This window comes from uncultured Roseobacter sp., assembly GCF_947495275.1.
Lineage (GTDB): Bacteria > Pseudomonadota > Alphaproteobacteria > Rhodobacterales > Rhodobacteraceae > Roseobacter.
Genome location: NZ_CANLYL010000002.1, coordinates 443,346 through 462,896, shown reverse-complemented (window position 1 = coordinate 462,896; position 19,551 = coordinate 443,346). Strand labels below are relative to the sequence as shown.

General features: G+C 57.5%; 23 protein-coding genes. 16 read left to right on the top strand and 7 right to left on the bottom strand.

Annotated elements, in window-relative coordinates:
* Positions 1–22 precede the first annotated feature (22 nt).
* The 3 genes from rimO to Q0802_RS05535 all read left to right on the top strand — a co-directional run bounded on the left by rimO (position 23) and on the right by Q0802_RS05535 (position 2,211).
* Positions 23–1,396, top strand: a complete 1,374-nt coding sequence (rimO, locus tag Q0802_RS05545; protein ID WP_298914782.1) for a 30S ribosomal protein S12 methylthiotransferase RimO — start codon at positions 23–25, stop codon at positions 1,394–1,396.
* A 138-nt stretch (positions 1,397–1,534) separates the two neighbouring features.
* Positions 1,535–1,777 (top strand): CDGSH iron-sulfur domain-containing protein, encoded by a 243-nt coding sequence (locus tag Q0802_RS05540; RefSeq protein WP_298914780.1) that lies wholly within the window; start codon positions 1,535–1,537, stop codon positions 1,775–1,777.
* A gap of 83 nt (positions 1,778–1,860) precedes the next feature.
* Positions 1,861–2,211 carry a hypothetical protein gene (locus Q0802_RS05535; RefSeq protein WP_298914778.1) on the top strand — a complete coding sequence of 117 codons (351 nt, stop codon included), beginning with the start codon at positions 1,861–1,863 and terminating at the stop codon, positions 2,209–2,211.
* Positions 2,212–2,230: 19 nt separating this feature from the next.
* On the opposite strand, the gene Q0802_RS05530 is transcribed toward Q0802_RS05535, so the two are convergent.
* Complete coding sequence (locus Q0802_RS05530; protein ID WP_298914775.1) at positions 2,231–2,947, bottom strand: M48 family metallopeptidase; 717 nt, start codon at positions 2,945–2,947, stop codon at positions 2,231–2,233.
* Positions 2,948–3,071: 124 nt separating this feature from the next.
* Here Q0802_RS05530 and Q0802_RS05525 point away from each other — a divergent pair, with 124 nt between their 5' ends.
* Together Q0802_RS05525 and Q0802_RS05520 are read left to right on the top strand one after the other, a co-directional pair.
* Positions 3,072–3,299: a hypothetical protein gene (locus Q0802_RS05525; RefSeq protein WP_298914772.1), complete on the top strand. Its 228-nt coding sequence runs from the start codon at positions 3,072–3,074 to the stop codon at positions 3,297–3,299.
* A 64-nt stretch (positions 3,300–3,363) separates the two neighbouring features.
* Positions 3,364–4,230 (top strand): branched-chain amino acid aminotransferase, encoded by an 867-nt coding sequence (locus tag Q0802_RS05520; RefSeq protein WP_298914767.1) that lies wholly within the window; start codon positions 3,364–3,366, stop codon positions 4,228–4,230.
* On the opposite strand, the gene Q0802_RS05515 is transcribed toward Q0802_RS05520, so the two are convergent.
* Positions 4,225–4,620, bottom strand: coding sequence for a BLUF domain-containing protein (locus Q0802_RS05515; protein WP_298914764.1), 396 nt, complete (start codon positions 4,618–4,620; stop codon positions 4,225–4,227). The two genes, Q0802_RS05520 and Q0802_RS05515, sit on opposite strands and share 6 nt — an antisense overlap.
* Before the next feature lie 145 nt (positions 4,621–4,765).
* Between Q0802_RS05515 and Q0802_RS05510 the strand changes: the two genes are divergently transcribed.
* From Q0802_RS05510 to Q0802_RS05460, 11 genes are all read left to right on the top strand, one after another.
* Entirely contained in the window at positions 4,766–5,221 is a 456-nt protein-coding gene (locus tag Q0802_RS05510) for a universal stress protein (RefSeq protein ID WP_298914761.1), read from the top strand.
* A gap of 118 nt (positions 5,222–5,339) precedes the next feature.
* Positions 5,340–5,903: a NifU family protein gene (locus tag Q0802_RS05505; protein WP_298914760.1), complete on the top strand. Its 564-nt coding sequence runs from the start codon at positions 5,340–5,342 to the stop codon at positions 5,901–5,903.
* 7 nt (positions 5,904–5,910) lie between these two features.
* Positions 5,911–6,360: a GFA family protein gene (locus Q0802_RS05500; protein ID WP_298914757.1), complete on the top strand. Its 450-nt coding sequence runs from the start codon at positions 5,911–5,913 to the stop codon at positions 6,358–6,360.
* A gap of 9 nt (positions 6,361–6,369) precedes the next feature.
* Entirely contained in the window at positions 6,370–6,984 is a 615-nt protein-coding gene (tsaB, locus tag Q0802_RS05495; RefSeq protein WP_298914754.1) for a tRNA (adenosine(37)-N6)-threonylcarbamoyltransferase complex dimerization subunit type 1 TsaB, read from the top strand.
* Positions 6,981–7,391 (top strand): GNAT family N-acetyltransferase, encoded by a 411-nt coding sequence (locus Q0802_RS05490; RefSeq protein ID WP_298914751.1) that lies wholly within the window; start codon positions 6,981–6,983, stop codon positions 7,389–7,391. Before tsaB ends, Q0802_RS05490 begins: the two co-directional genes overlap by 4 nt.
* A gap of 159 nt (positions 7,392–7,550) precedes the next feature.
* Positions 7,551–8,549 (top strand): BMP family ABC transporter substrate-binding protein, encoded by a 999-nt coding sequence (locus Q0802_RS05485; protein ID WP_298914748.1) that lies wholly within the window; start codon positions 7,551–7,553, stop codon positions 8,547–8,549.
* A 2-nt stretch (positions 8,550–8,551) separates the two neighbouring features.
* Positions 8,552–10,117 carry an ABC transporter ATP-binding protein gene (locus Q0802_RS05480; RefSeq protein ID WP_298914745.1) on the top strand — a complete coding sequence of 522 codons (1,566 nt, stop codon included), beginning with the start codon at positions 8,552–8,554 and terminating at the stop codon, positions 10,115–10,117.
* Between the two features lie 3 nt (positions 10,118–10,120).
* Positions 10,121–11,215, top strand: a complete 1,095-nt coding sequence (locus tag Q0802_RS05475; protein WP_298914742.1) for an ABC transporter permease — start codon at positions 10,121–10,123, stop codon at positions 11,213–11,215.
* Positions 11,215–12,183, top strand: a complete 969-nt coding sequence (locus tag Q0802_RS05470; protein WP_298914740.1) for an ABC transporter permease — start codon at positions 11,215–11,217, stop codon at positions 12,181–12,183. Before Q0802_RS05475 ends, Q0802_RS05470 begins: the two co-directional genes overlap by 1 nt.
* A 96-nt stretch (positions 12,184–12,279) precedes the next feature.
* Positions 12,280–13,191 carry a sulfite exporter TauE/SafE family protein gene (locus Q0802_RS05465; RefSeq protein ID WP_298914737.1) on the top strand — a complete coding sequence of 304 codons (912 nt, stop codon included), beginning with the start codon at positions 12,280–12,282 and terminating at the stop codon, positions 13,189–13,191.
* Positions 13,191–13,949, top strand: a complete 759-nt coding sequence (locus Q0802_RS05460) for a TIGR02186 family protein (protein ID WP_298914734.1) — start codon at positions 13,191–13,193, stop codon at positions 13,947–13,949. Before Q0802_RS05465 ends, Q0802_RS05460 begins: the two co-directional genes overlap by 1 nt.
* A gap of 42 nt (positions 13,950–13,991) precedes the next feature.
* On the opposite strand, the gene Q0802_RS05455 is transcribed toward Q0802_RS05460, so the two are convergent.
* The 5 genes from Q0802_RS05455 to ccrA all read right to left on the bottom strand — a co-directional run bounded on the left by Q0802_RS05455 (position 13,992) and on the right by ccrA (position 19,413).
* Positions 13,992–14,693, bottom strand: a complete 702-nt coding sequence (locus tag Q0802_RS05455; protein ID WP_298914732.1) for an SDR family oxidoreductase — start codon at positions 14,691–14,693, stop codon at positions 13,992–13,994.
* A complete protein-coding gene (locus Q0802_RS05450) occupies positions 14,690–16,234 on the bottom strand; it encodes an AAA family ATPase (RefSeq protein ID WP_298914729.1) in 1,545 nt (514 codons plus the stop codon). The genes Q0802_RS05455 and Q0802_RS05450 overlap by 4 nt, the downstream gene beginning before the upstream one ends.
* Before the next feature lie 53 nt (positions 16,235–16,287).
* Complete coding sequence (locus tag Q0802_RS05445) at positions 16,288–16,926, bottom strand: acyl-homoserine-lactone synthase (protein ID WP_298914726.1); 639 nt, start codon at positions 16,924–16,926, stop codon at positions 16,288–16,290.
* A 114-nt stretch (positions 16,927–17,040) separates the two neighbouring features.
* Positions 17,041–17,760 carry a LuxR family transcriptional regulator gene (locus Q0802_RS05440; protein ID WP_298914723.1) on the bottom strand — a complete coding sequence of 240 codons (720 nt, stop codon included), beginning with the start codon at positions 17,758–17,760 and terminating at the stop codon, positions 17,041–17,043.
* A 372-nt stretch (positions 17,761–18,132) separates the two neighbouring features.
* Positions 18,133–19,413: a crotonyl-CoA carboxylase/reductase gene (gene ccrA, locus Q0802_RS05435; RefSeq protein ID WP_298914720.1), complete on the bottom strand. Its 1,281-nt coding sequence runs from the start codon at positions 19,411–19,413 to the stop codon at positions 18,133–18,135.
* Positions 19,414–19,551: the final 138 nt, after the last annotated feature.

Genomic DNA, 19,551 nt, shown 5'->3' with positions numbered 1-19,551 from the left:
CACTTCCACTATAGCCCAAGTCATGAGCACAAACCCACCCAATCTGCGCCCCGATCTGGCCCCCAAGCCCCAAATACCCGGGCCCACCCGCCCGGGCCAGCCCACGATTGGCATGGTAAGCTTGGGATGCCCCAAGGCTCTGGTCGACAGTGAGCGCATCCTCACGCGCCTGCGCGCAGAAGGCTACGGGATTTCGCCCGACTATGCAGGAGCCAATGCCGTCATTGTGAACACCTGCGGATTTCTCGACAGTGCCAAGGCGGAAAGCCTGTCGGCGATCGGTGAGGCCTTGCAGGAAAACGGCCGTGTCATCGTCACCGGATGTCTTGGGGCAGAACCCGACTATATAACCGGGGCGCATCCCAACGTGCTCGCGGTCACCGGACCGCATCAATATGAACAGGTCCTGGATGCCGTGCACGACGCTGTGCCGCCAAGCCCGGATCCCTTTGTCGATCTTTTGCCTGCATCTGGCGTTCGCCTGACACCCCGCCATTTCAGCTATCTGAAAATCTCCGAAGGCTGCAATCACAAGTGTAAATTCTGCATCATCCCGGACATGCGGGGCCGCTTGCAGTCACGCCCGGCTCATGCGGTGATCCGTGAGGCCGAAAAACTCGTGGAAAACGGTGTCAAGGAACTGCTGGTGATCAGTCAGGATACCTCTGCTTATGGCGTTGATATCAAACATGCTGAAGATCGCGGTCACCGCGCACATATCACCGATCTGGCACGCGATCTGGGCTCTCTGGGTGCCTGGGTGCGCCTGCACTACGTTTACCCTTACCCGCATGTGCGCCACCTGATCCCGATGATGGCCGACGGGCTTATCTTGCCCTATCTGGATATTCCGTTTCAGCATGCGCATGGCGACGTCTTGAAACGGATGGCACGCCCCGCCGCTGCCGCAAAAACCCTTGATGAGATCGCGGCCTGGCGGGCAATTTGCCCCGAACTGACTCTGCGCTCCACATTTATTGTCGGCTATCCCGGCGAAACAGAAGCGGAATTTCAAACCCTGCTGGACTGGATGGATGAAGCGCAACTCGACCGGGTCGGCTGTTTTCAATACGAAAACGTCGATGGCGCGCGCTCCAACGCTTTGCCCGACCATGTGCCTGCGGATGAAAAACAGGATCGGTGGGAGCGTTTCATGCTCAAGGCGCAAGCCATTTCCGAGGCAAAACTGACTGCCAAAATCGGCAAACATTTGGACGTGATTGTTGACGAAATAGATGATGAGGCGGCGACCTGTCGCACCATGGCCGATGCGCCTGAGATTGATGGCAACCTCTTTATAGATGAAAACTTCGACCGCCTGTCCGTAGGAGACATCGTTACCGTGAAGGTCGATGAGGCCGGCGAATACGACCTTTGGGGCCGTTTGGTGGGCTAAACGTCTGTCCGGGGCTTTCCAGAGCCCGCCCGCAACAAAGAACCCGTTCAGATTTGACACGGGATTTTTGGTGAGGTTCCGGTATGCTCGGAATGCCGACTTCTGCGGCCAAGCCAATTCTCTTGTGACGGAGCCAACATGACCAATACGCCAAAGATCGCACAGAAATCGCCATACCGCGTCGACGTAACCGAAGGAAAAACCTACTTCTGGTGCAGCTGCGGTCGCTCCTCCAAACAGCCCTTTTGCGACGGATCGCACAAGGAAACCTCTTTCTCACCCTTGAAATACACAGCGGAGGCCGACAAGACGCTGTTTTTCTGCGGATGCAAAGCGACACAAAAAGCGCCTCTTTGCGATGGCAGCCACTCAAAACTTTGATCTAGGATCATCCAACGCGCGGCGCATCTTGAATTTGTTCTCTTTATGTTCTATTTATTAATGGAACAGATGGGAGGCATATGATGTCATTTGAACCTCAATTTCCGAACCTATTTGCGCCTGAACAGGGCGCTTTACCCATTGGCGAACCACAACCAGCCACTGAAAAACAGGTGCGGTACGCGCAAACCATCGCCCTGAGAACCGGTGCGACCATTCCCCGGAGCGCCGCCGCGGACCGCGCGGCCCTTTCCCGATGGATCGACGCGCACAAGCCAAAAGCACCTTCCGGCAAATTTGCCAACTACCCATCTTCCAAGCAGGTTGCCTTTGCCGAGCGGATTGCACGGATCAAACGCCGTGAAATTCCGCATGAGTGTTTTCGAGACAAGGTGATGATGTCGAAATGGATCGATGGCAATAGGCCCAGGTAACGCGGTCTGGTTGTGGTTTCTATAAGCCCGCCGCCGTCCGCCGCACGGTCTCAAGGCGCTGTCGGTTCGGCGGGTGGGTGCCGAGGAACCGATCTCCCGGGTCAGGTATCCGCGTGAAGAATTCCGCGCCCCGCAAGGGATCATAACCTGCGCGCGCTGTAATCACGGTGCCCAGCGCATCGGCTTCCAGTTCGAAATCTTTCGAGTAGGTCCGCGCGCCAACCTGTGCTCCGGTGCGCTGCGCAGATTCGACAGCCTCACCCGTCCCGCCAAGCAGAACCGCCAGGCTCCCGGCAATGACAGCCCCCGCGACAGCGTTTTGCTGCTGGCGCGCGATGTGACCTGCGATGTGATGCGCAGCTTCATGCCCCATCACAAAGGCCAGCTCATCCGTGTTCCGGGCGTCCTTTATCAGCGCCAGAGTGAAGGCAATGATCGGGCGGCCCGATTTATCCAGCGTCTGAAAGGCATTCGCGGGCTGGTTTGGCCTTTCATCCACGAGGATTTTGAAATCGCAATTGACCCGCGAAGTACGGGCCCGGCATTCGCGCTCTGCCACTGGTTCGACGGTGCTGACGACGCTGCGGAACGCGCGTGTCGCATTCTGAGCCGAAATCGTACTGCCACCCGACTGTGCCTGAGGCGCGGGACTGTTGACCGGCGATGATGTTGTCGTCACTTCGCACCCTGCCAGGGCCATTGCCGCAATAATAGGCACCACACTGTTTAATCGCATTTTCTGCTTCCTTCCGGAACTGCGTTTACCGCGCATGACATTAGCACTTTCATCGTCAGCGACCACCCCGATCACGCAGCTTTGTCCCTCTTGCATTGCAACAAACATGGCGTAGTCTGCGCTCATGTTTACGATTGAGCACGAATTTGATGCCACAGTTGTCACACTTGTGGATGATGGAAAAGCCCCGTTGCAGGAGGACGTCACGGTCCACGCGACGGAAAGCGCCATCCTGCTGAACCAATACGATTCGCGCACAGATCGAACCGTGTCGATTTCCCTGTCGCCAGAACAATGGCGTGACCTGACTGCCGCGCTGAATCTGCCGGAAGGTGTCTACCGGGCCCGCTAACGGATATCACAAGAAACAACAGACCGGTGCGTCAGAGATGCACTCAGGTCAGGAGACCCTGCATATGAGCGTTGGATCAAACATTACGACCTATTTCAACGGCACATGGCACCGCGGCGATGTGCCGATCATGAACGCCGCTGACCATGGCGCCTGGTTGGGAACGACCGTTTTTGACGGCGCACGGTTCTTTGCAGGCCGCGCGCCCGACCTCGCGCCGCACTGTGCCCGGGTCAACAAATCGGCGGAGGCCCTGATGTTGACGCCCACTGTAACAACCGAAGAAATGATCGGTATCGTGCGCGAAGGCCTCAAGCATTACGGACCGGACGACGCCGTCTACATCAGGCCGATGTACTGGGGCATTCATGGCGACGAGACAGCGATCGTGCCACGCCCCGAAGAAACGGGGTTTGCCATCAGCCTTGAGCAGATTCCCATGGCTCCGTCCGATGCGGCAACCACTTTAGCGCGCACGCGGTTCCGGCGACCGGTTCTGGAGGACAACGTCGTCAACGCAAAAGCCGGGTGCCTTTACCCCAATAACGCGCGGATGCTGACGGAGGTCCGCGCCCGAGGATTTGGCAATGCGCTTGTTGCCGACGCGATGGGCAATGTCGCGGAAACCGCCACGGCGAATGTTTTTATGGTCAAGGACGGTGAAGTCTTCACGCCGATCGCTAACGGCACGTTTCTTGCAGGCATCACCCGAGCGCGCCATATGAAAAACATGGCCGCAGACGGGATCAAGGTGCACGAACAGGTTCTCAGCTTTGATGATTTTCACGGGGCCGATGAGGTCTTCATGACCGGGAACATGTCAAAGATCACACCTGTTAAGGCCTTTGAGGACACACAGTATCAGGTTGGTCCCATGGCGCGCAGATTGCGTGAGATGTATTGGGATTGGGCTGCCTCGGAGCCTCTATGACCCATCGGCCATGGCGACCTTGAGGAAAATGGCGCGAATGTCCCGGACGCTTGCGTTTTCCAACGCGCCCATGTGAATTTCCAAAGGCGACCAAAGCCACGAAACAGCGGGGTCGTGTTTCATTGCCCATTGCGGAAAAAGCCGATCTTCGACCGGCTCCGAGACCAGCGGCAGAACGTCCACGTGCCGATCATCCGCACAAATCCGTTCGAATGTGGACTCGACCTGAGCTTTGGGCCCTTCAAGTAATTGCAAAAAGATATCAAACCGGCAAATCAGGGCACCTGTAATATCGGCGCGGGCATTGCGCTCGCGAGATGTGGCCAAAATACTGGCCAGCATGTTCAAATCGTAACCAAATGGCCGCGACGCATATATAAGTTGCAGCATGGGCATCCCGCCTGCCCCCCCCGAGAACATAACACTACCATCTCGCTTGCGAGACCGTCTGTCCAGAAAAACGATGCCGTAGAATGAGATTGCGCCTCCTTCAATCTGAGGTCATGATCTGGCCAATAAAGGGGGACATCGAAAGATGCGTAAGTTTCTCGTCGTGCTTGATGACAGTCGCGAATGCCTGAATGCGATGCGATTTGCAGCCATGCGGGCCGCTCATACAGGCGGCGGGGTCGAAATCCTCTCCGTCATCCCGCCAGATGAGTTCAATCACTGGATCGGCGTGGGCGAGGTCATGCGCGAAGAGGCCCGTGAACGCATTGAGGTGCATTTCGAGGTCTTTGCCAAATGGATGCGTGACCGGCAGGGAATCGATCCCGAACTGGTGATCCGCGAAGGGCGTCCGGTGGAAGAAATTCTTGCCCGAATTCACGAAAATTCCGAAATCGGCGTTTTGGTTCTGGGTGCCGGCACGGACAAGAAGGGCCCCGGCCCGCTTGTGACGCAACTGACGAAAAGCGCTGGCGCTTTGCCTATTCCGATTACCATCGTGCCCGGCGATCTGAGCAAAGAAAAACTGGAAGCCATCACCTGATCCACAAATCAAACGTGTCCGGGCGTGATCCGGCTTGATTTGACAGATTAGAATGATTCCAAACCTTGACTTAGGAGGCACTGATCCGCATATCTGGATCAGCTTCAGGAGATGTCCCATGTTCATCCAAACAGAATCGACCCCAAACCCGGCCACCTTGAAATTCCTGCCCGGACAGACCGTGCTGGAAATGGGGACAGCCGATTTCCCAACGGCGGACACAGCTGACAAATCACCGCTGGCCACGCGAATTTTTGCGGTTGAAGGTGTAAGCGGCGTGTTCTTCGGGACGGACTTTGTGACCGTTACGAAAGAAGATGCGGTCGATTGGGATCATATCAAACCCGCCCTACTGGGTGCGATTATGGAGCATTTTCAATCCGGTCAGGCGGTTATGGCCGGGGACCACACACCTGTTTCCGGACATGCCGAACATACTGGCGAAGACGGTGCGATTGTCGGTCAGATCAAGGAACTGCTCGACAGCCGCGTGCGCCCGGCGGTGGCTCAGGACGGTGGCGACATTACCTTCCACGGCTTTGACCGCGGCGTTGTCTATTTGCACATGCAGGGGGCCTGCGCGGGGTGTCCGTCATCCACGCTCACCCTGAAAATGGGTATCGAAAACCTGCTGCGGCATTACATCCCGGAAGTTACCGAAGTCCGCCCGGTCGCTCCGTAACGCCTTGATGGCAAACGACAGCAATCAACAGGAAAAGATCACCGGCAGGTGCTACTGCGGGGCAAAATCGCTGCGTGCATCTTCCGAACCTCTAAGCGTTGTCTATTGCCATTGTTCTGATTGCAAGCGCGTCACTGGCGCGCCGCTGGCCGCTTTTGCAGGGTTTTCCGAAGCCATACTGACCATTTCGCCTGATCCGGGCCCGCCGTGCTCGCACCATCCGGGTGTGGATCGGTGGTTTTGCAAGGACTGCGGCTCGCCTCTGGCCGCGCGATACGACTATCTGCCCGGCCAGATTTACGTGCCGCTTGGACTTCTGGATCAGGCAGAGACGCTGCAACCTTCGATGCATTGCCATGCGGCCTCGAACTACGCCTGGCTGCATCTCGCGGATGGGCTGCCCAGGCAACAAAACAGCGGCAGAGACGCGCTTCTTTCCGACGAACCGGCCAGATAACGCCGCGCAATGTCACTCCCAAGCCCCATCATCCTGGCCTTTGATACCTCTGCGGCATTTTGTGCGGCGGCGGTTCTGGTCGGTGACCAGATCGTCGCACAGGCCGAAGAACACATGGCAAAGGGTCAGGCCGAACGATTGATCGGGCTTTGCCAAGAGCTGTTGCAAAGCGCTGGCCTCGATTTCAAAAATCTCAGTGCGGTTGGGGTCGGAATTGGTCCAGGGAATTTCACCGGCATCCGTATCTCGGCGTCAGCAGCGCGTGGATTGGCACTGGGGCTGGGCATCCCCGCTGTCGGCGTTTCGGGGTTTGACGCGCTCAGATTGGGAACCAGCGGTCCCTGTGCCTGTGCGATCGCTGCGCGCCGGGATCAATTGTATCTGGAAGTTTTTGACGGTGAAATTGCGCAGAAACCGATTCTGGTTCATGCAGATGAGCTGCCGGAATTCAAAGGACCTCTTGTCGGCGCAACCGGGCAGGCACCCCGGCATCAAGGAGCGGTTTCCATCGCCCGGCTGACGGCCGAGAGATACCAGCATACGCCCCCTCGCCCGGCACCGCTTTATCTGCGGCCCGCTGATGCCGCCCCGGCGCGCGATGCCCCACCGGTGATTCTACCGTGACGCCAGCGCAGATGGCCGAAATACATACCGCTGCCTTCCATGACGATCGACCGTGGTCAGAGATCGAGTTCGCCGATCTGACGGCGGGCAACCATATTGATCTGCTCACCCAAGTGGGTGGATTCGCGCTGATTTCGACGGTTGCTGGGGAATCAGAATTGCTGACCCTCGCGGTTCATCCTGCGCGGCAGCGACAGGGGATTGCGACCACCCTGATAGTCAGATGGCTCTCGATCCCTCGGATAAAGGCGGCATTTCTCGAAGTCGCCGCTGACAATGACATAGCACAGTCTCTCTATGTCAAACATGGATTCGCAGAATGCGGGCGGCGGGAAGGCTATTACAAGCGCCGTGATCGCAATCCGGTCGATGCGGTGATCATGCGCACTGAGCTAACCCACGGGTAACAAGCCAAAACCCCCGGCATCTCTTGAAAAACCGGTTGACCCTGCCCGTCAGCTAGGCCCTAATTTACGCAGGAACAGATTACCTCTGCTCATACTGGGTGACGAGACGCCGAACACTGCCGAAACGTTACCCCAAAATCACAACTGGGAGACCCCTGAATGACCCTAATGCATAAATTCCTCGGTGCCACCGCAGCGCTTGCGCTGTCAGCTGGTACCGCATTGGCAGACCCCGCGCTGATCTTTGATCTGGGTGGCAAATTCGACAAATCTTTCAACGAATCCGCTTATAATGGCGCGCAGCGTTGGGCCGACGAAACCGGTGGCAAGTATTTGGAAATTGAACTGCAATCCGAAGCGCAGCGCGAACAGGCGCTGCGCCGCTTTGCAGAAGCTGGCGCAAATCCAGTGATCACAACCGGTTTTGCCATGAGCGATCCAATCGGGCAGGTTGCGCCCGATTACCCTGACACCGTTTTTGTCACCATCGACGGATGGGTGCCTGATCAGGACAATGTATTGACCATCGGTTTCGCCGAGCACGAAGGGTCTTATCTCGTAGGTATGATGGCGGGAATGGCGTCTGAATCGGGCACCGTTGGCTTTATCGGCGGTATGGACGTGCCATTGATCCGTAAATTCGCCTGCGGCTATGCGCAGGGTGTCAAGGCGGTGAACCCCGATGCGACGGTCATTTCCAACATGACGGGCACCACGCCGTCGGCTTGGAACGATCCGGTGAAAGGATCTGAGCTAACCAAGGCGCAGATCAGCCAGGGCGCAGATGTGGTCTTTGCCGCAGCAGGCGGCACCGGTGTTGGGGTTCTGCAAACGGCCGCCGATGAAGGCATCCTGTCCGTTGGCGTGGACAGCAACCAGAACCCGCTGCACCCCGGCAAGGTTCTGACATCCATGCTCAAGCGCGTGGACGTGGCTGTCTATGACATCATGAAAGCGGGCGATGATGTGAAGCCCGGTTTCCGCGCGATGACGCTCGCGGATGAAGGCGTTGACTACGCAATGGACGAACACAATGCCGCCCTTGTGTCCGACGATATGAAGTCCAAGGTCGATGCTGCAAAGGCAAGCATTGTCGATGGATCGACGGCGGTTCACGACTACACTTCGGACGACAGCTGCCCTGCTCTGAGCTTCTGAGCATGAGCGCTGAAAACACGTCGGGGCGGCAGGAAACTGCCGCTCCGGGTTCTGCTCCGGCCATTGAACTCAAAGGTATTTCCAAAGCTTTTGGGCCGGTTCAGGCCAACAAGGATATCTCCATTCGCGTTATGCCCGGCACGATCCACGGGATCATCGGCGAAAATGGTGCGGGCAAATCCACCCTCATGTCGATCCTTTACGGATTTTACAAAGCCGATAAGGGTGAGATTTTCATAAGCGGTCGAAAAACCGAAATCCCCGACAGCCAGGCGGCCATTGCAGCAGGCATCGGGATGGTTTTCCAGCATTTCAAGCTGGTCGAGAATTTCACGGTGCTGGAAAATATCATTCTGGGCGCGGAAGACGGCGGTTTGCTGAAACCGTCCTTGTCCAAGGCCCGCAAGACGCTTTTGGAGCTGGAACACGAATACGGTCTCAATGTGGACCCCGACGCGGTGATCGAGGATCTGGGTGTGGGCATGCAACAGCGTGTCGAAATCCTCAAGGCGCTGTACCGTCAGGCCGATATTCTGATCCTGGACGAACCCACGGGCGTGCTGACACCTGCGGAGGCAGATCAGCTTTTTCGCATTCTGGACCGTCTGCGCGAAGAGGGCAAAACCATCATTCTGATCACGCATAAGCTGCGTGAAATCATGGAAGCCACCGATACGGTCAGCGTGATGCGGCGCGGTGAAATGACCGCAACCGTCAAAACCGCCGAGACCTCGCCTGCCGAACTGGCAGAGCTGATGGTCGGTCGCAAGGTTCTGCTGCGGGTGGACAAGGCCCCGGCCACCCCCGGCAAGGTGATATTGGACATCAAGGGGCTGCGGGTCGTGGATGACGCCGGTGTCGAACGGGTCAAGGGAATTGATCTGCAGGTGCGGGCCGGTGAGATTGTCGGCATTGCCGGTGTTGCCGGCAACGGGCAATCCGAACTGCTCGAAGTTCTGGGCGGCTACGCAGATGCAACAGGCGATATTCAGGTCAATGGGCAGCAACTTGATCTCAGCGGTAAACTATCGGACGGACGATCCCGGCGCGCACGCGGCATCGCCCACGTGCCCGAAGACCGCCAGCGCGAAGGCCTGATCATGGATTTCTCCGCCTGGGAAAACACTGCCTTTGGCTATCACCGTGATCCGGCCTATCAGTCCGGCATCCTGCTGAACAACAAGGCCATCAAAGGCGATACCGAAGCCAAGATGCAGCGCTTTGACGTCCGTCCGCCCAATCCGGCACTGGCGGCCAAGAATTTCTCGGGCGGAAACCAGCAAAAGATCGTCCTGGCCCGCGAGATCGAACGCAACCCTGACTTGCTTTTGATCGGCCAGCCGACGCGCGGCGTGGACATCGGTGCCATCGAATTCATCCACCAGCAAATCGTTGCCCTGCGCGACAAGGGCAAGGCGATCCTGCTGGTCTCGGTGGAGCTTGAGGAGATTCTCGCACTCGCAGATAGGGTTGCGGTGATGTTCGACGGACACATCATGGGGGAACGTCAGTCTGCGGAGACCGACGAAAAGGAACTGGGGCTTCTGATGGCCGGTGTGGGGAGCTAACGCATGGAAGTGATGCCAAAATGGGCCGAGGTGATCCTCGTGCCGCTCATCTCGCTGCTGCTCGCGGCGGTCCTGTCGGCGCTGGTCATAATGGCGATAGGCGAGGATCCGATTGAAGCGGTCAACCTGATGGTCACCGGTGCCTTGGGCAGCACCTACGGTTGGGGATATACACTTTACTACGCCACCAATTTCCTCTTCACCGGATTGGCCGTCTCGGTCGCGTTCCATGCTGGGCTTTTCAACATCGGTGGCGAAGGTCAGGCGATGCTCGGTGGTCTGGGCGTGGCGCTGGCCTGTCTGCTGATCCCCTGGCCGCATTGGACCCTCGCCATTCTGGGCGCGACCGCAGGGGCTGCCCTCTTTGGGGCAGCCTGGGCCGCGATTCCGGCTTATCTGCAAGCCAAACGCGGCAGCCACATTGTGATCACAACGATCATGTTCAACTTCATCGCTGCAGCCCTACTGAACTACCTGCTGGTCAATGTCATGCGCCCCCAAGGCAGTATGGACCCGGCCTCAGCCCGCTTTCCCGAAACGGTGCATTTGCCAACGCTGCATGATCTGCTGGCGCCCATCGGCATCAATTTTTCCAAGGCAGCCCCGGCGAATGTGACGTTTCTCATCGCGGTGCTGGCCTGTGTGCTGGTCTGGTTTCTGCTCTGGCGCACTTGGTTGGGCTACGAAATTCGCAGCTATGGCAAATCCGAACCGGCCGCGAAGTACGGCGGCATCTCCCCCACGGCAATCACCATGATCGCGATGCTGATCTCCGGTGGTTTGGCGGGAATGATGGCGATCAACAACGTCATGGGCGAAGCTGAACGGCTGGTCTTGAATGCTGTCGAAGGTGCTGGCTTTATCGGGATCGCGGTCGCGTTGATGGGCCGCAGCCATCCCTTTGGTGTGTTTCTGGCGGCCGTGCTTTTTGGGTTCCTCTATCAGGGCGGGGCGGAACTGGCGCTCTGGACGAACATCCCGCGCGAATTGATCGTGGTGATCCAGGCGCTTGTGATCCTCTTTACCGGCGCGCTCGACAACATGGTGCGCATGCCGTTGGAGCGCCTGTTCCTGATGATGCGCAGGGGGAATGTCTGATGGATTTCCTGACCCTCATTCAGCTTTTGGACAGCACCGTGCGTCTGGCCACGCCGTTATTGCTGGCCTGTCTTGCCGGTCTCTTTTCCGAACGCGCAGGCATCTTCGACATCGGTCTTGAGGGCAAAATGCTTGCGGCCGCTTTCTTTTCTGCCGCAATCGCCGCCCTGACCGGCTCTGTCTGGTTGGGCCTGCTTGCGGGGATCGCCGCTTCCATGGCGTTCAGCCTTCTGCACGGACTGGCCTCAATCACCTTTCGTGGCAACCAGCTCATCTCCGGCGTCGCCATCAACTTTCTGGCCGCTGGTCTGACAGTTCTGATCGCGCAGGATTGGTTTAGCCAAGGCGGGCGCACACCCTCGCTTATGGGCGGTGGGCGGTTCGAACCCCTGATCCTACCCTTCGCCGAGAGCATTGGAACCATTCCCTTTCTCGGACCGATCTATCAGGAATTGATCTCAGGTCATTCCATCCTGGTCTACATCGCCTTTGCCATGGTTCCGCTGACCTGGTGGGTCCTTTTCCGCACCCGTTTCGGGCTGCGTCTGCGCGCCGTGGGGGAAAACCCGGGGGCGGTCGATACTGCGGGTGTTTCAGTGGTGGGGCTGCGCTATGCGGCGGTGATGATCTGCGGCGTGCTCTGCGGAATCGCGGGCGCCTATCTGTCCACCGCCCTGCAGGCCGGTTTCGTCAAGGACATGTCCGCAGGCCGCGGTTTCATCGCACTGGCAGCGTTGATATTTGCCAAATGGCGTCCCTGGCACGCGCTTTATGCGACACTCCTATTCGGCCTTTTCGGCGCGCTGGAAACACGCCCGGATGTGATTCAGGCTATTTTTGGCATTAAGGTTCAGGGCGCGTTGCTCGGTGCGCTACCCTATGTGATGACCGTGATCATCCTTGCAGGGTTCGTCGGTAAAGCCATTCCGCCCCGCGCCGGCGGCGAACCTTATGTCAAAGAACGATAGCCGCATAAGGCCAGTTTCGCCAATTCTGTCAGTCCTCTTTTCTGCACAGCAGCAAGAGGCATTGATTTCACACCCGCCCTTGCTCTAACAGGGGACATGCAAATCTACCTTCCCATCGCCGAAGTATCGGTCAATGCCTTTCTGCTGCTGGGCCTCGGCGGTATTGTGGGTGTTCTATCAGGTATGTTTGGCGTGGGCGGCGGCTTTTTGATGACACCACTGTTGTTCATCATCGGCATCCCGCCCGCCGTAGCAGTTGCTACCGAAGCCAATCAGATCGTTGCCTCATCGTTTTCGGGCGTTCTGGCGCATCTGAAACGAAAAACCGTGGACCTCAGGATGGGCACGGTGCTGCTTGTCGGCGGCCTGATCGGGGCTGCTTTGGGCGTTGTGGTCTTTAACTATCTCAAGGCGCAGGGGCAGGTGGATCTGCTGGTCAAGCTCTGCTACGTGGTCTTTCTGGGCGTGATCGGCGGGCTGATGTTCATCGAAAGCCTGAACGCGATCCGCAAGACAAAATCCGGCAAGGCGCCCGCCCGCAAAAAACACAACTGGATTCACGGTCTGCCCTTCAAGATGCGTTTCCGCGTCTCCGGTCTTTATATCTCGGTGATCCCACCGGTTTTGGTCGGAATCTCCGTCGGCATTCTGGCAGCCATCATGGGGGTTGGCGGCGGTTTTATCATGGTCCCTGCCATGATCTACCTGCTCGGCATGCCTACCAAGGTGGTTGTCGGAACCTCGCTTTTCCAGATCATCTTCGTAACCGCCTTCACGACTCTACTGCACGCCACAACCAACTTTACCGTTGATATCGTTCTGGCGGTCTTGCTGCTGGTGGGTGGTGTCATCGGAGCCCAGATCGGCACCCGCATCGGCGTCAAGATGAAAGCGGAACAACTGCGTATCCTGCTGGCCCTCATGGTGCTGGTGGTCTGCGGCAAGCTTGCCCTCGACCTTCTGTTGATGCCGGCGGAGCTCTATTCCATCGGCGCGGCAGGTCACTGATGCGATACCTTGCGGCCTTTCTCATTTTCATTCTCACCTTGCCTGCCCTGGCCGAAGAAGTCGTGCTGGGATTAAGCAAGGATACCGTCTCGATCGACACCAGTTTTGACGGTTCCGAAATCCTCATCTTCGGTGCTGTCAAACGCGAAGCACCGATCCCGGCTGAGCCACGACTACAGGTTATCGTAACCGTGTCCGGCCCGTCGGAAGAAGTTGTCGTACGGCGCAAGGAAAAACGGCTGGGCATCTGGGTGAACACAGATGCCGTGGAAGTCGACCGGGCGCCCAGCTTTTATGCAGTGTCGACCAGCACCCTGCTCGGACTGTCCTTGACTGACACCGAAGACCTTCGGCACCGCGTGTCCATTCCCCGGGCAATCCGCTCGGTCGGCGCACCGGATACGATTGAGGATGCTACGAAGTTCACCGATGCATTGATCCGTATCAAATCCAAAGCGAACCAGTATCAGCTGAACGAAGGCACGATCAGCATTGATGAGCAGACGCTATTTCGAACCGCGATCAAACTGCCGGCGGCACTAACGGAAGGCGACTACAAGACACGTATCTTCCTGACCCGTGGCGGCAATGTGATCTCGAAATATGAAACCAGCATCTACGTCCGCAAGGTTGGTCTGGAAAGATGGTTGTTCAAGCTATCACGTGAAAACGCGCTGATCTATGGGCTGATGTCGCTAGCCATTGCGATCAGTGCGGGATGGTTGGCGTCTGCGGTGTTCAGGATTTTCCGGGCGTAGCGAGCGCGTTCCTGCGTCGGTGGGATGCGGCGGTATCTGCCGTCAGCCGCGCCCGATGTAGGGCATTGTGGTCGCCATCACCGTCATGAACTGCACATTAGCCTCGGCAGGCATCTGCGCCATATGCAGCACCGAGTTGGCGGCATTGCGCACATGCATGGTTTCGGTGCCGGGCTGCGTCTTTTTGAGCTTTTCCAGCAATTCGGTCTCTGCATTGCCAATGTCGATCTGACCGCAGGCGATACCAAACGGTCGCCCATCCAGCGAGAGTGTCTTGGTCAAGCCGGTCACCGCGTGTTTCGTGGTGGTGTAACAGACCGAATTGGGGCGCGGCACATAGGCCGATAGCGAGCCATTGTTGATGATCCGCCCGCCTTGTGGGGTCTGCTGGCGCATCCGCCGAAATGCCAGTTGTGCGGCGATGAACATGCCACCGATATTGACCTGCATGACCTGCGCCCATTCGGACAGCGGCACCTCGTCGATTGTGGCCGCAGGTCCAAAAAGCCCGGCATTGTTGAACAGCACGTCGAGCGGCCCAAAGGCCTCAAAAGCACCCTCCATCGCAACGGCATCCGTCACATCCGCTGGCAGGGCCACGGCACTGTCGTATTTGTCCGCCAAAGCCTCCAACCGCTCCGCACGCCGCGCGATCAGGCCCACGCGCCAACCGGCATCCAGAAAGACTTCAGCGGTTGCATGACCAATTCCCGAACTCGCCCCGGTAATGACAATCGACTTCACGGTATATTCTCCACTTCCGGTTCACTCAGGGTCAGCGCGGGTGCACTCAAGCTGCGCAGATCGTCTACGGCCAGAGGGCCTGTCGGCATCGACAGACGGTTGCGCACAACCCATATCAGGCGCTCCTGTGCACGGGTGATCGCAACATAGGCCAGACGTTTCCACAAGGGTTGACCGGCCTCTGATCGCCCCATGCGCGCCGCAGCGTAGAGATCTGGCGCAAAGACCTGTACCGTATCCCACTGGCTGCCCTGCGCTTTGTGAATGGTTACAGCAGCCCCATGCAGGAACGTCGCCCCCATGCGCGCGGCAAAGGGAATGAACGGCTCCTCTTCATCGGGCTTTTCGATTTTCACAATCGAGGCTGCAGATACCTGAGGATCCTCTGCGCCCATCACATGCAGGCGGCTGAAACCGGGTTTGCGACCTTCACCCAGATAGATGACCTGCGCGCCCTTGATCAATCCGCGCGCTTCGAGATCAAGGCGTTTTTTGCGATGTTTGAGCGGCAGCTCCAGGCCGTCGCAGATCAGGGGCTCGCCTTCGAGCAGAGCGTCTGTCGGTGCACCATGCACTTGCCGGAACGCGTTGATCAGCCGGATGCGTGTCGCATTGCGCCACACCAGAACAGGGCTGCGTGCCATCAGATCAACCTCAACCCTCTGCCCCCAAACCACACGTTCGTCACGGCGCGCCGCCTGCTCGACCATGCGCTCGAAGTCTTCGAAACCCACCTCGGGATCCCCCAGCGCATGGGCCAGATCAAGAATGGGGTTGTCAGCCTCTTGCCGGTGGATTCTCTGCAAGCTGAGCACCCGCGTTTCGGGCAGCTTTTCAAAGACCATCGCACCGGACTGATTTACCGGCGCAAGCTGAGCCGGATCGCCGAACAGCAAAAGCGTGGGGAAAATCTCCTTAAGGTCCTCGAACTGCTTGTCATCCAGCATAGAGGATTCATCGACAAACCCGATGTCCAGCGGTTCTTCGCGCCGTTTCCAGCCGGTAATGAAATCTGAACCGCGCAGGCCCGCGGCCGCAAGAGCACCGGGGATTGATTTGTTTGTCGCATAGAAGGCCGCAGCGCGATCAAGAGCGACATCTGTCAGCCCCTCTATTTCCGGGCGATCGTCGCCTCCCGTGGCCAGCCATTCTGCGATGCGTTCATACTCCGGATCGTAGACCGGCGTATAGAGAATACGGTGAATGGTTGTCGCAGGCACCCCGCGCAGACGCAGCACGCTTGCGGCTTTATTGGTGGGCGCAAGGATGGCCAGGGTTCGTTTGTCGCGCCGTTTTCGGGATTCGTAATCCCCTGAAACCACGTCGACGCCTGCCCCTTCCAGCGCCTTGTAAAGCTCTGCAAGTAATAGGGTTTTCCCCGAACCAGCCTTACCCGTGATCGCCATGACGGAAGTGGCAGTCCCCCGCGGCGGGGTCAGCAACTGATCGTCCAGATCAATGCCCGCACTGCGCAGCAGGTCGGTTACGCTGTCAAATGCGGAGGCTTGGTCATCGGAAAATGTAAGGGCCGGTTCGCTCATGGCGCGACCCTACAGGGGGGACGCGCCGGGGACCAGATGCGACCTGCGCTGTTTCAGCCAGCCTGCGCAAGCTGGCGCGTTTCAACCCGGCCAAACGCGCGGTCAAACCAAAGCCGGGACAATTCCAGAGAAACCCCGGCGCGCGCGGCAATCTTGGCCTGCGCCTGTGGCGTGAATTCCCACAAACCAACACTGATTTGGTCGCGGCCCTTGCCTTCACTGCCCAAAACTTCCGGGGACGACCCGATCATCCGGTAAATGCGTACCATGCGTGCATCAAAGACGCCCACGAAATGCCTCACCCCAAATCCGTTCATGATTTCACCACCTGCGAGCATCAGGGCTGCGGCGACCCGGCTGGGCGCATCACGGTTAAGGCAGAACCGGGTGCACTCCCAGATCAGCGGGCTGGTGATTGTCCCGCCCCCCATGAGTTGGGTGAAATGGTCGTTGACCATGGTACGTTCGGTGGTCGGCAAGAACCGCATGGATCCGCCGTGCGTGCCATCGGGCATTTCCCAAATGACATAGAGCGGATTCATCGCATCATATTCGTCACGCTCGTAACCTGCGTCATCTACATCCACTTCCCATCCCAGCCGCGCCTTGAACTGATCCGCACGATCTTTGAACATGGAAGCTTTGAGTTTGGGGTGGTTATCAAGCTGATCTGCGTAGATGTAACGAAGCATTGTGTATCCTTTGGTCAGTGCGAGGCGTGAACAAAGGATGGCTTGAGGATGCTTAACACCGCCCAACCCGCTCGTGCGGATTGGTAACCATTGAACGTCAAAACCGGTCGAAAATTACACGACAATCAGCCCGCGGCTCAGTGCCCGGGCGACGGCATGAGTTGTATTTGAAGCACCAAGTTTGAACCGGGCGCTTTCGATGTAGACCCGCAGTGTGTGCTCGGAAATCGAAAGCGTATCAGCGACTTGCGCGCGGCTATAGCCGATCGCAAGCAGTGTCATCGCGTCGATTTCGCGCGGGGATAGGGGCTGCGATTGTTCCGGTGCGCGGTTCGGCTCGAACTCCAGTGCCTTTTGGTTAAAATAATGCGCGATCAAGATAAGTTCGCGCCGGTTAGTTTCTGTAAACTCTTCCCATTCCGTGTCGTCGCAGGTGTGATTCACCGTAAAGAGGGCGAACTGCCCGTTAGGTCCGCGAATCGGAATTGAATATCCCTGATTTCCAATTCCGTATTCAATTGCCTCCGCCTGAAACGCCTTTACTGCCTTGCCGGACCAATCGAGCCTTTTCCAATCCACCGGGTGAAACCGTTTGTAGCACCCGGCGATGACCGGATCGATCCGTATGTAGTTCTGCTCCTGATAGTGTGCGGCCCATTCCAATGGGTAGGTGCCGTAGCCGTATTGCTCTCCGGCGCTGTCCACCCAGTGGTAGACCATATTGTCAATTCGGAAATACTCCCTGAGTTTGAGGATAGCCTCCTGGATGGCTTCAAGCGTGTCCGCCTGCTCCAGCGCCGCCAAAACCTCCTCCACCGTCGTGTTCGTTACCATGAGCCGTGCCTTGCGTCCTATCGTGAAGGGCGGCGATCTCGGCCAGGGCTACAATTGCGGTATCATCCAACTGTTCGGCGAGCACCGGCAGATCGTTGGCAGTCGCAAAAGTTTTCAAGTCCGTAAGAACGTCCAAAATCCAGTCACTTCTCATGTCAGACTCGCCCCTTAAAGGTTAATGAAAGATTAACACAACTCTAACATGTATGAACGGGGGTTGAAAATTCGCGGATATTAACTCCCCAGAAATAGTGAGGGCCAGAAATGTAAGTCGTTGATACTAAAGTGCGTCACACGTATAGCGGGAAACGCCCCCGAGTCATATACATGATTCGGGGGCGTTAGGTAGTGTAAAACTTCAAGTTTCAGGTATTAACGATGCGCCTCTAACGCATCTTCGAAGGTGCGCAGACCTGTCGTTGGGGCCTGAACCAACACCGACATATTGCCCGGTTTATGCGCGTTTCGGAGCATCTTCATATGGGCCTGAGGCAAATCCGCCCAGGTAAAGACCTCTGACATGCAAGGATCGAGACGACGCTCAAGCATCAGACGGTTTGCAGCGCTTGCCTGTTTGAGGTGGGCAAAGTGACTACCTTGCAGGCGTTTCTGGTGCATCCACATGTAGCGCACGTCAAAGGTCAGATTGAACCCGCTTGTACCCGCGCAGATCACAACCATGCCGCCCTTTTTCACCACGAATGTCGAGACCGGGAAAGTCGCCTCGCCGGGGTGTTCAAACACCATATCGACATTCACGCCCTTGCCGGTGATCTCCCAGATGGCCTTGCCAAACTTGCGCGCTTCCTTGAACCACTCGGCATATTCCGGAGTGTTGACCGTCGGCAACTGACCCCAGCAGTTGAAATCCTTGCGGTTCAGAACCCCCTTGGCACCCAGATCCATAACAAACTCGCGCTTGCTTTCGTCCGAAATCACCCCGATGGCATTTGCGCCTGCCGTGTTGATCAACTGAATGGCATAAGACCCCAGACCGCCCGAGGCCCCCCAGACCAGCACGTTCTGACCAGGTTTCAGATCATGCGGTTCATGGCCGAAAAGCATCCGGTATGCGGTGGCCAGCGTCAGCGTGTAGCAGGCACTTTCTTCCCATGTCAGATGTTTGGGGCGCGGCATCAGCTGCTGGCTTTGGACACGGGTGAATTGCGCGAAAGACCCATCAGGGGTTTCATATCCCCAGATCCGCTGGCTTGAAGAATACATCGGATCGCCGCCGTTGCACTCTTCGTCATCGCCATCGTCCTGATTGCAATGAATGACCACTTCGTCGCCGACTTTCCAGCGCGTCACCTTGTCTCCAACCGCCCAGACGATGCCCGACGCGTCAGACCCGGCGATGTGATAGGGCTGCCTGTGCCCGTCAAAGGGGCTGATCGGCTGGCCAAGCGAGGCCCAAACGCCATTGTAGTTGATCCCTGCTGCCATCACGAGCACCAGCACGTCCTGACTGTCCAGCTGTGGGACATCAACCACTTCTTCCAGCATCGCCGTGTCGGGCTCACCATGACGTTCCCGTCGGATTGCCCAAGCATACATCTGTTTGGGCACGTAACCCATCGGAGGCATTTCGCCCATCTCATAGAGGTCTTTTTCCGGCGCATCATATTGCGCGATGGTTGTATCCAATGCCATGCCAGCCTCCAGCCTTTCCCTGTTTTCCAAACTCATTCATGCCGCATTGCAGAATCGCAGCGGTATCAGGATTGGATATGCAGTGTTGCGCAACATTGCAACACCAGAGGGATCAAAAACGTAACTTTATGACCGAGC

Excerpts from the sequence above, each read along its gene's own strand:
- Q0802_RS05540 (WP_298914780.1), top strand. The coding sequence starts at position 1,535 with ATGACCAATACGCCAAAGATCGCACAGAAATCGCCATACCGCGTCGAC.
- Q0802_RS05500 (WP_298914757.1), top strand. The coding sequence starts at position 5,911 with ATGGCAAACGACAGCAATCAACAGGAAAAGATCACCGGCAGGTGCTAC.
- tsaB (WP_298914754.1), top strand. The coding sequence starts at position 6,370 with ATGTCACTCCCAAGCCCCATCATCCTGGCCTTTGATACCTCTGCGGCA.
- Q0802_RS05470 (WP_298914740.1), top strand. The coding sequence starts at position 11,215 with ATGGATTTCCTGACCCTCATTCAGCTTTTGGACAGCACCGTGCGTCTG.
- Q0802_RS05530 (WP_298914775.1), bottom strand. The coding sequence starts at position 2,947 with ATGCGATTAAACAGTGTGGTGCCTATTATTGCGGCAATGGCCCTGGCA.
- Q0802_RS05440 (WP_298914723.1), bottom strand. The coding sequence starts at position 17,760 with ATGGTAACGAACACGACGGTGGAGGAGGTTTTGGCGGCGCTGGAGCAG.
- rimO (WP_298914782.1), top strand. The coding sequence starts at position 23 with ATGAGCACAAACCCACCCAATCTGCGCCCCGATCTGGCCCCCAAGCCC.
- Q0802_RS05525 (WP_298914772.1), top strand. The coding sequence starts at position 3,072 with ATGTTTACGATTGAGCACGAATTTGATGCCACAGTTGTCACACTTGTG.
- Q0802_RS05520 (WP_298914767.1), top strand. The coding sequence starts at position 3,364 with ATGAGCGTTGGATCAAACATTACGACCTATTTCAACGGCACATGGCAC.
- Q0802_RS05510 (WP_298914761.1), top strand. The coding sequence starts at position 4,766 with ATGCGTAAGTTTCTCGTCGTGCTTGATGACAGTCGCGAATGCCTGAAT.
- Q0802_RS05460 (WP_298914734.1), top strand. The coding sequence starts at position 13,191 with ATGCGATACCTTGCGGCCTTTCTCATTTTCATTCTCACCTTGCCTGCC.
- Q0802_RS05465 (WP_298914737.1), top strand. The coding sequence starts at position 12,280 with ATGCAAATCTACCTTCCCATCGCCGAAGTATCGGTCAATGCCTTTCTG.
- Q0802_RS05505 (WP_298914760.1), top strand. The coding sequence starts at position 5,340 with ATGTTCATCCAAACAGAATCGACCCCAAACCCGGCCACCTTGAAATTC.
- Q0802_RS05450 (WP_298914729.1), bottom strand. The coding sequence starts at position 16,234 with ATGAGCGAACCGGCCCTTACATTTTCCGATGACCAAGCCTCCGCATTT.
- Q0802_RS05475 (WP_298914742.1), top strand. The coding sequence starts at position 10,121 with ATGGAAGTGATGCCAAAATGGGCCGAGGTGATCCTCGTGCCGCTCATC.
- Q0802_RS05445 (WP_298914726.1), bottom strand. The coding sequence starts at position 16,926 with ATGCTTCGTTACATCTACGCAGATCAGCTTGATAACCACCCCAAACTC.
- Q0802_RS05515 (WP_298914764.1), bottom strand. The coding sequence starts at position 4,620 with ATGCTGCAACTTATATATGCGTCGCGGCCATTTGGTTACGATTTGAAC.
- Q0802_RS05485 (WP_298914748.1), top strand. The coding sequence starts at position 7,551 with ATGACCCTAATGCATAAATTCCTCGGTGCCACCGCAGCGCTTGCGCTG.
- ccrA (WP_298914720.1), bottom strand. The coding sequence starts at position 19,413 with ATGGCATTGGATACAACCATCGCGCAATATGATGCGCCGGAAAAAGAC.
- Q0802_RS05480 (WP_298914745.1), top strand. The coding sequence starts at position 8,552 with ATGAGCGCTGAAAACACGTCGGGGCGGCAGGAAACTGCCGCTCCGGGT.
- Q0802_RS05535 (WP_298914778.1), top strand. The coding sequence starts at position 1,861 with ATGTCATTTGAACCTCAATTTCCGAACCTATTTGCGCCTGAACAGGGC.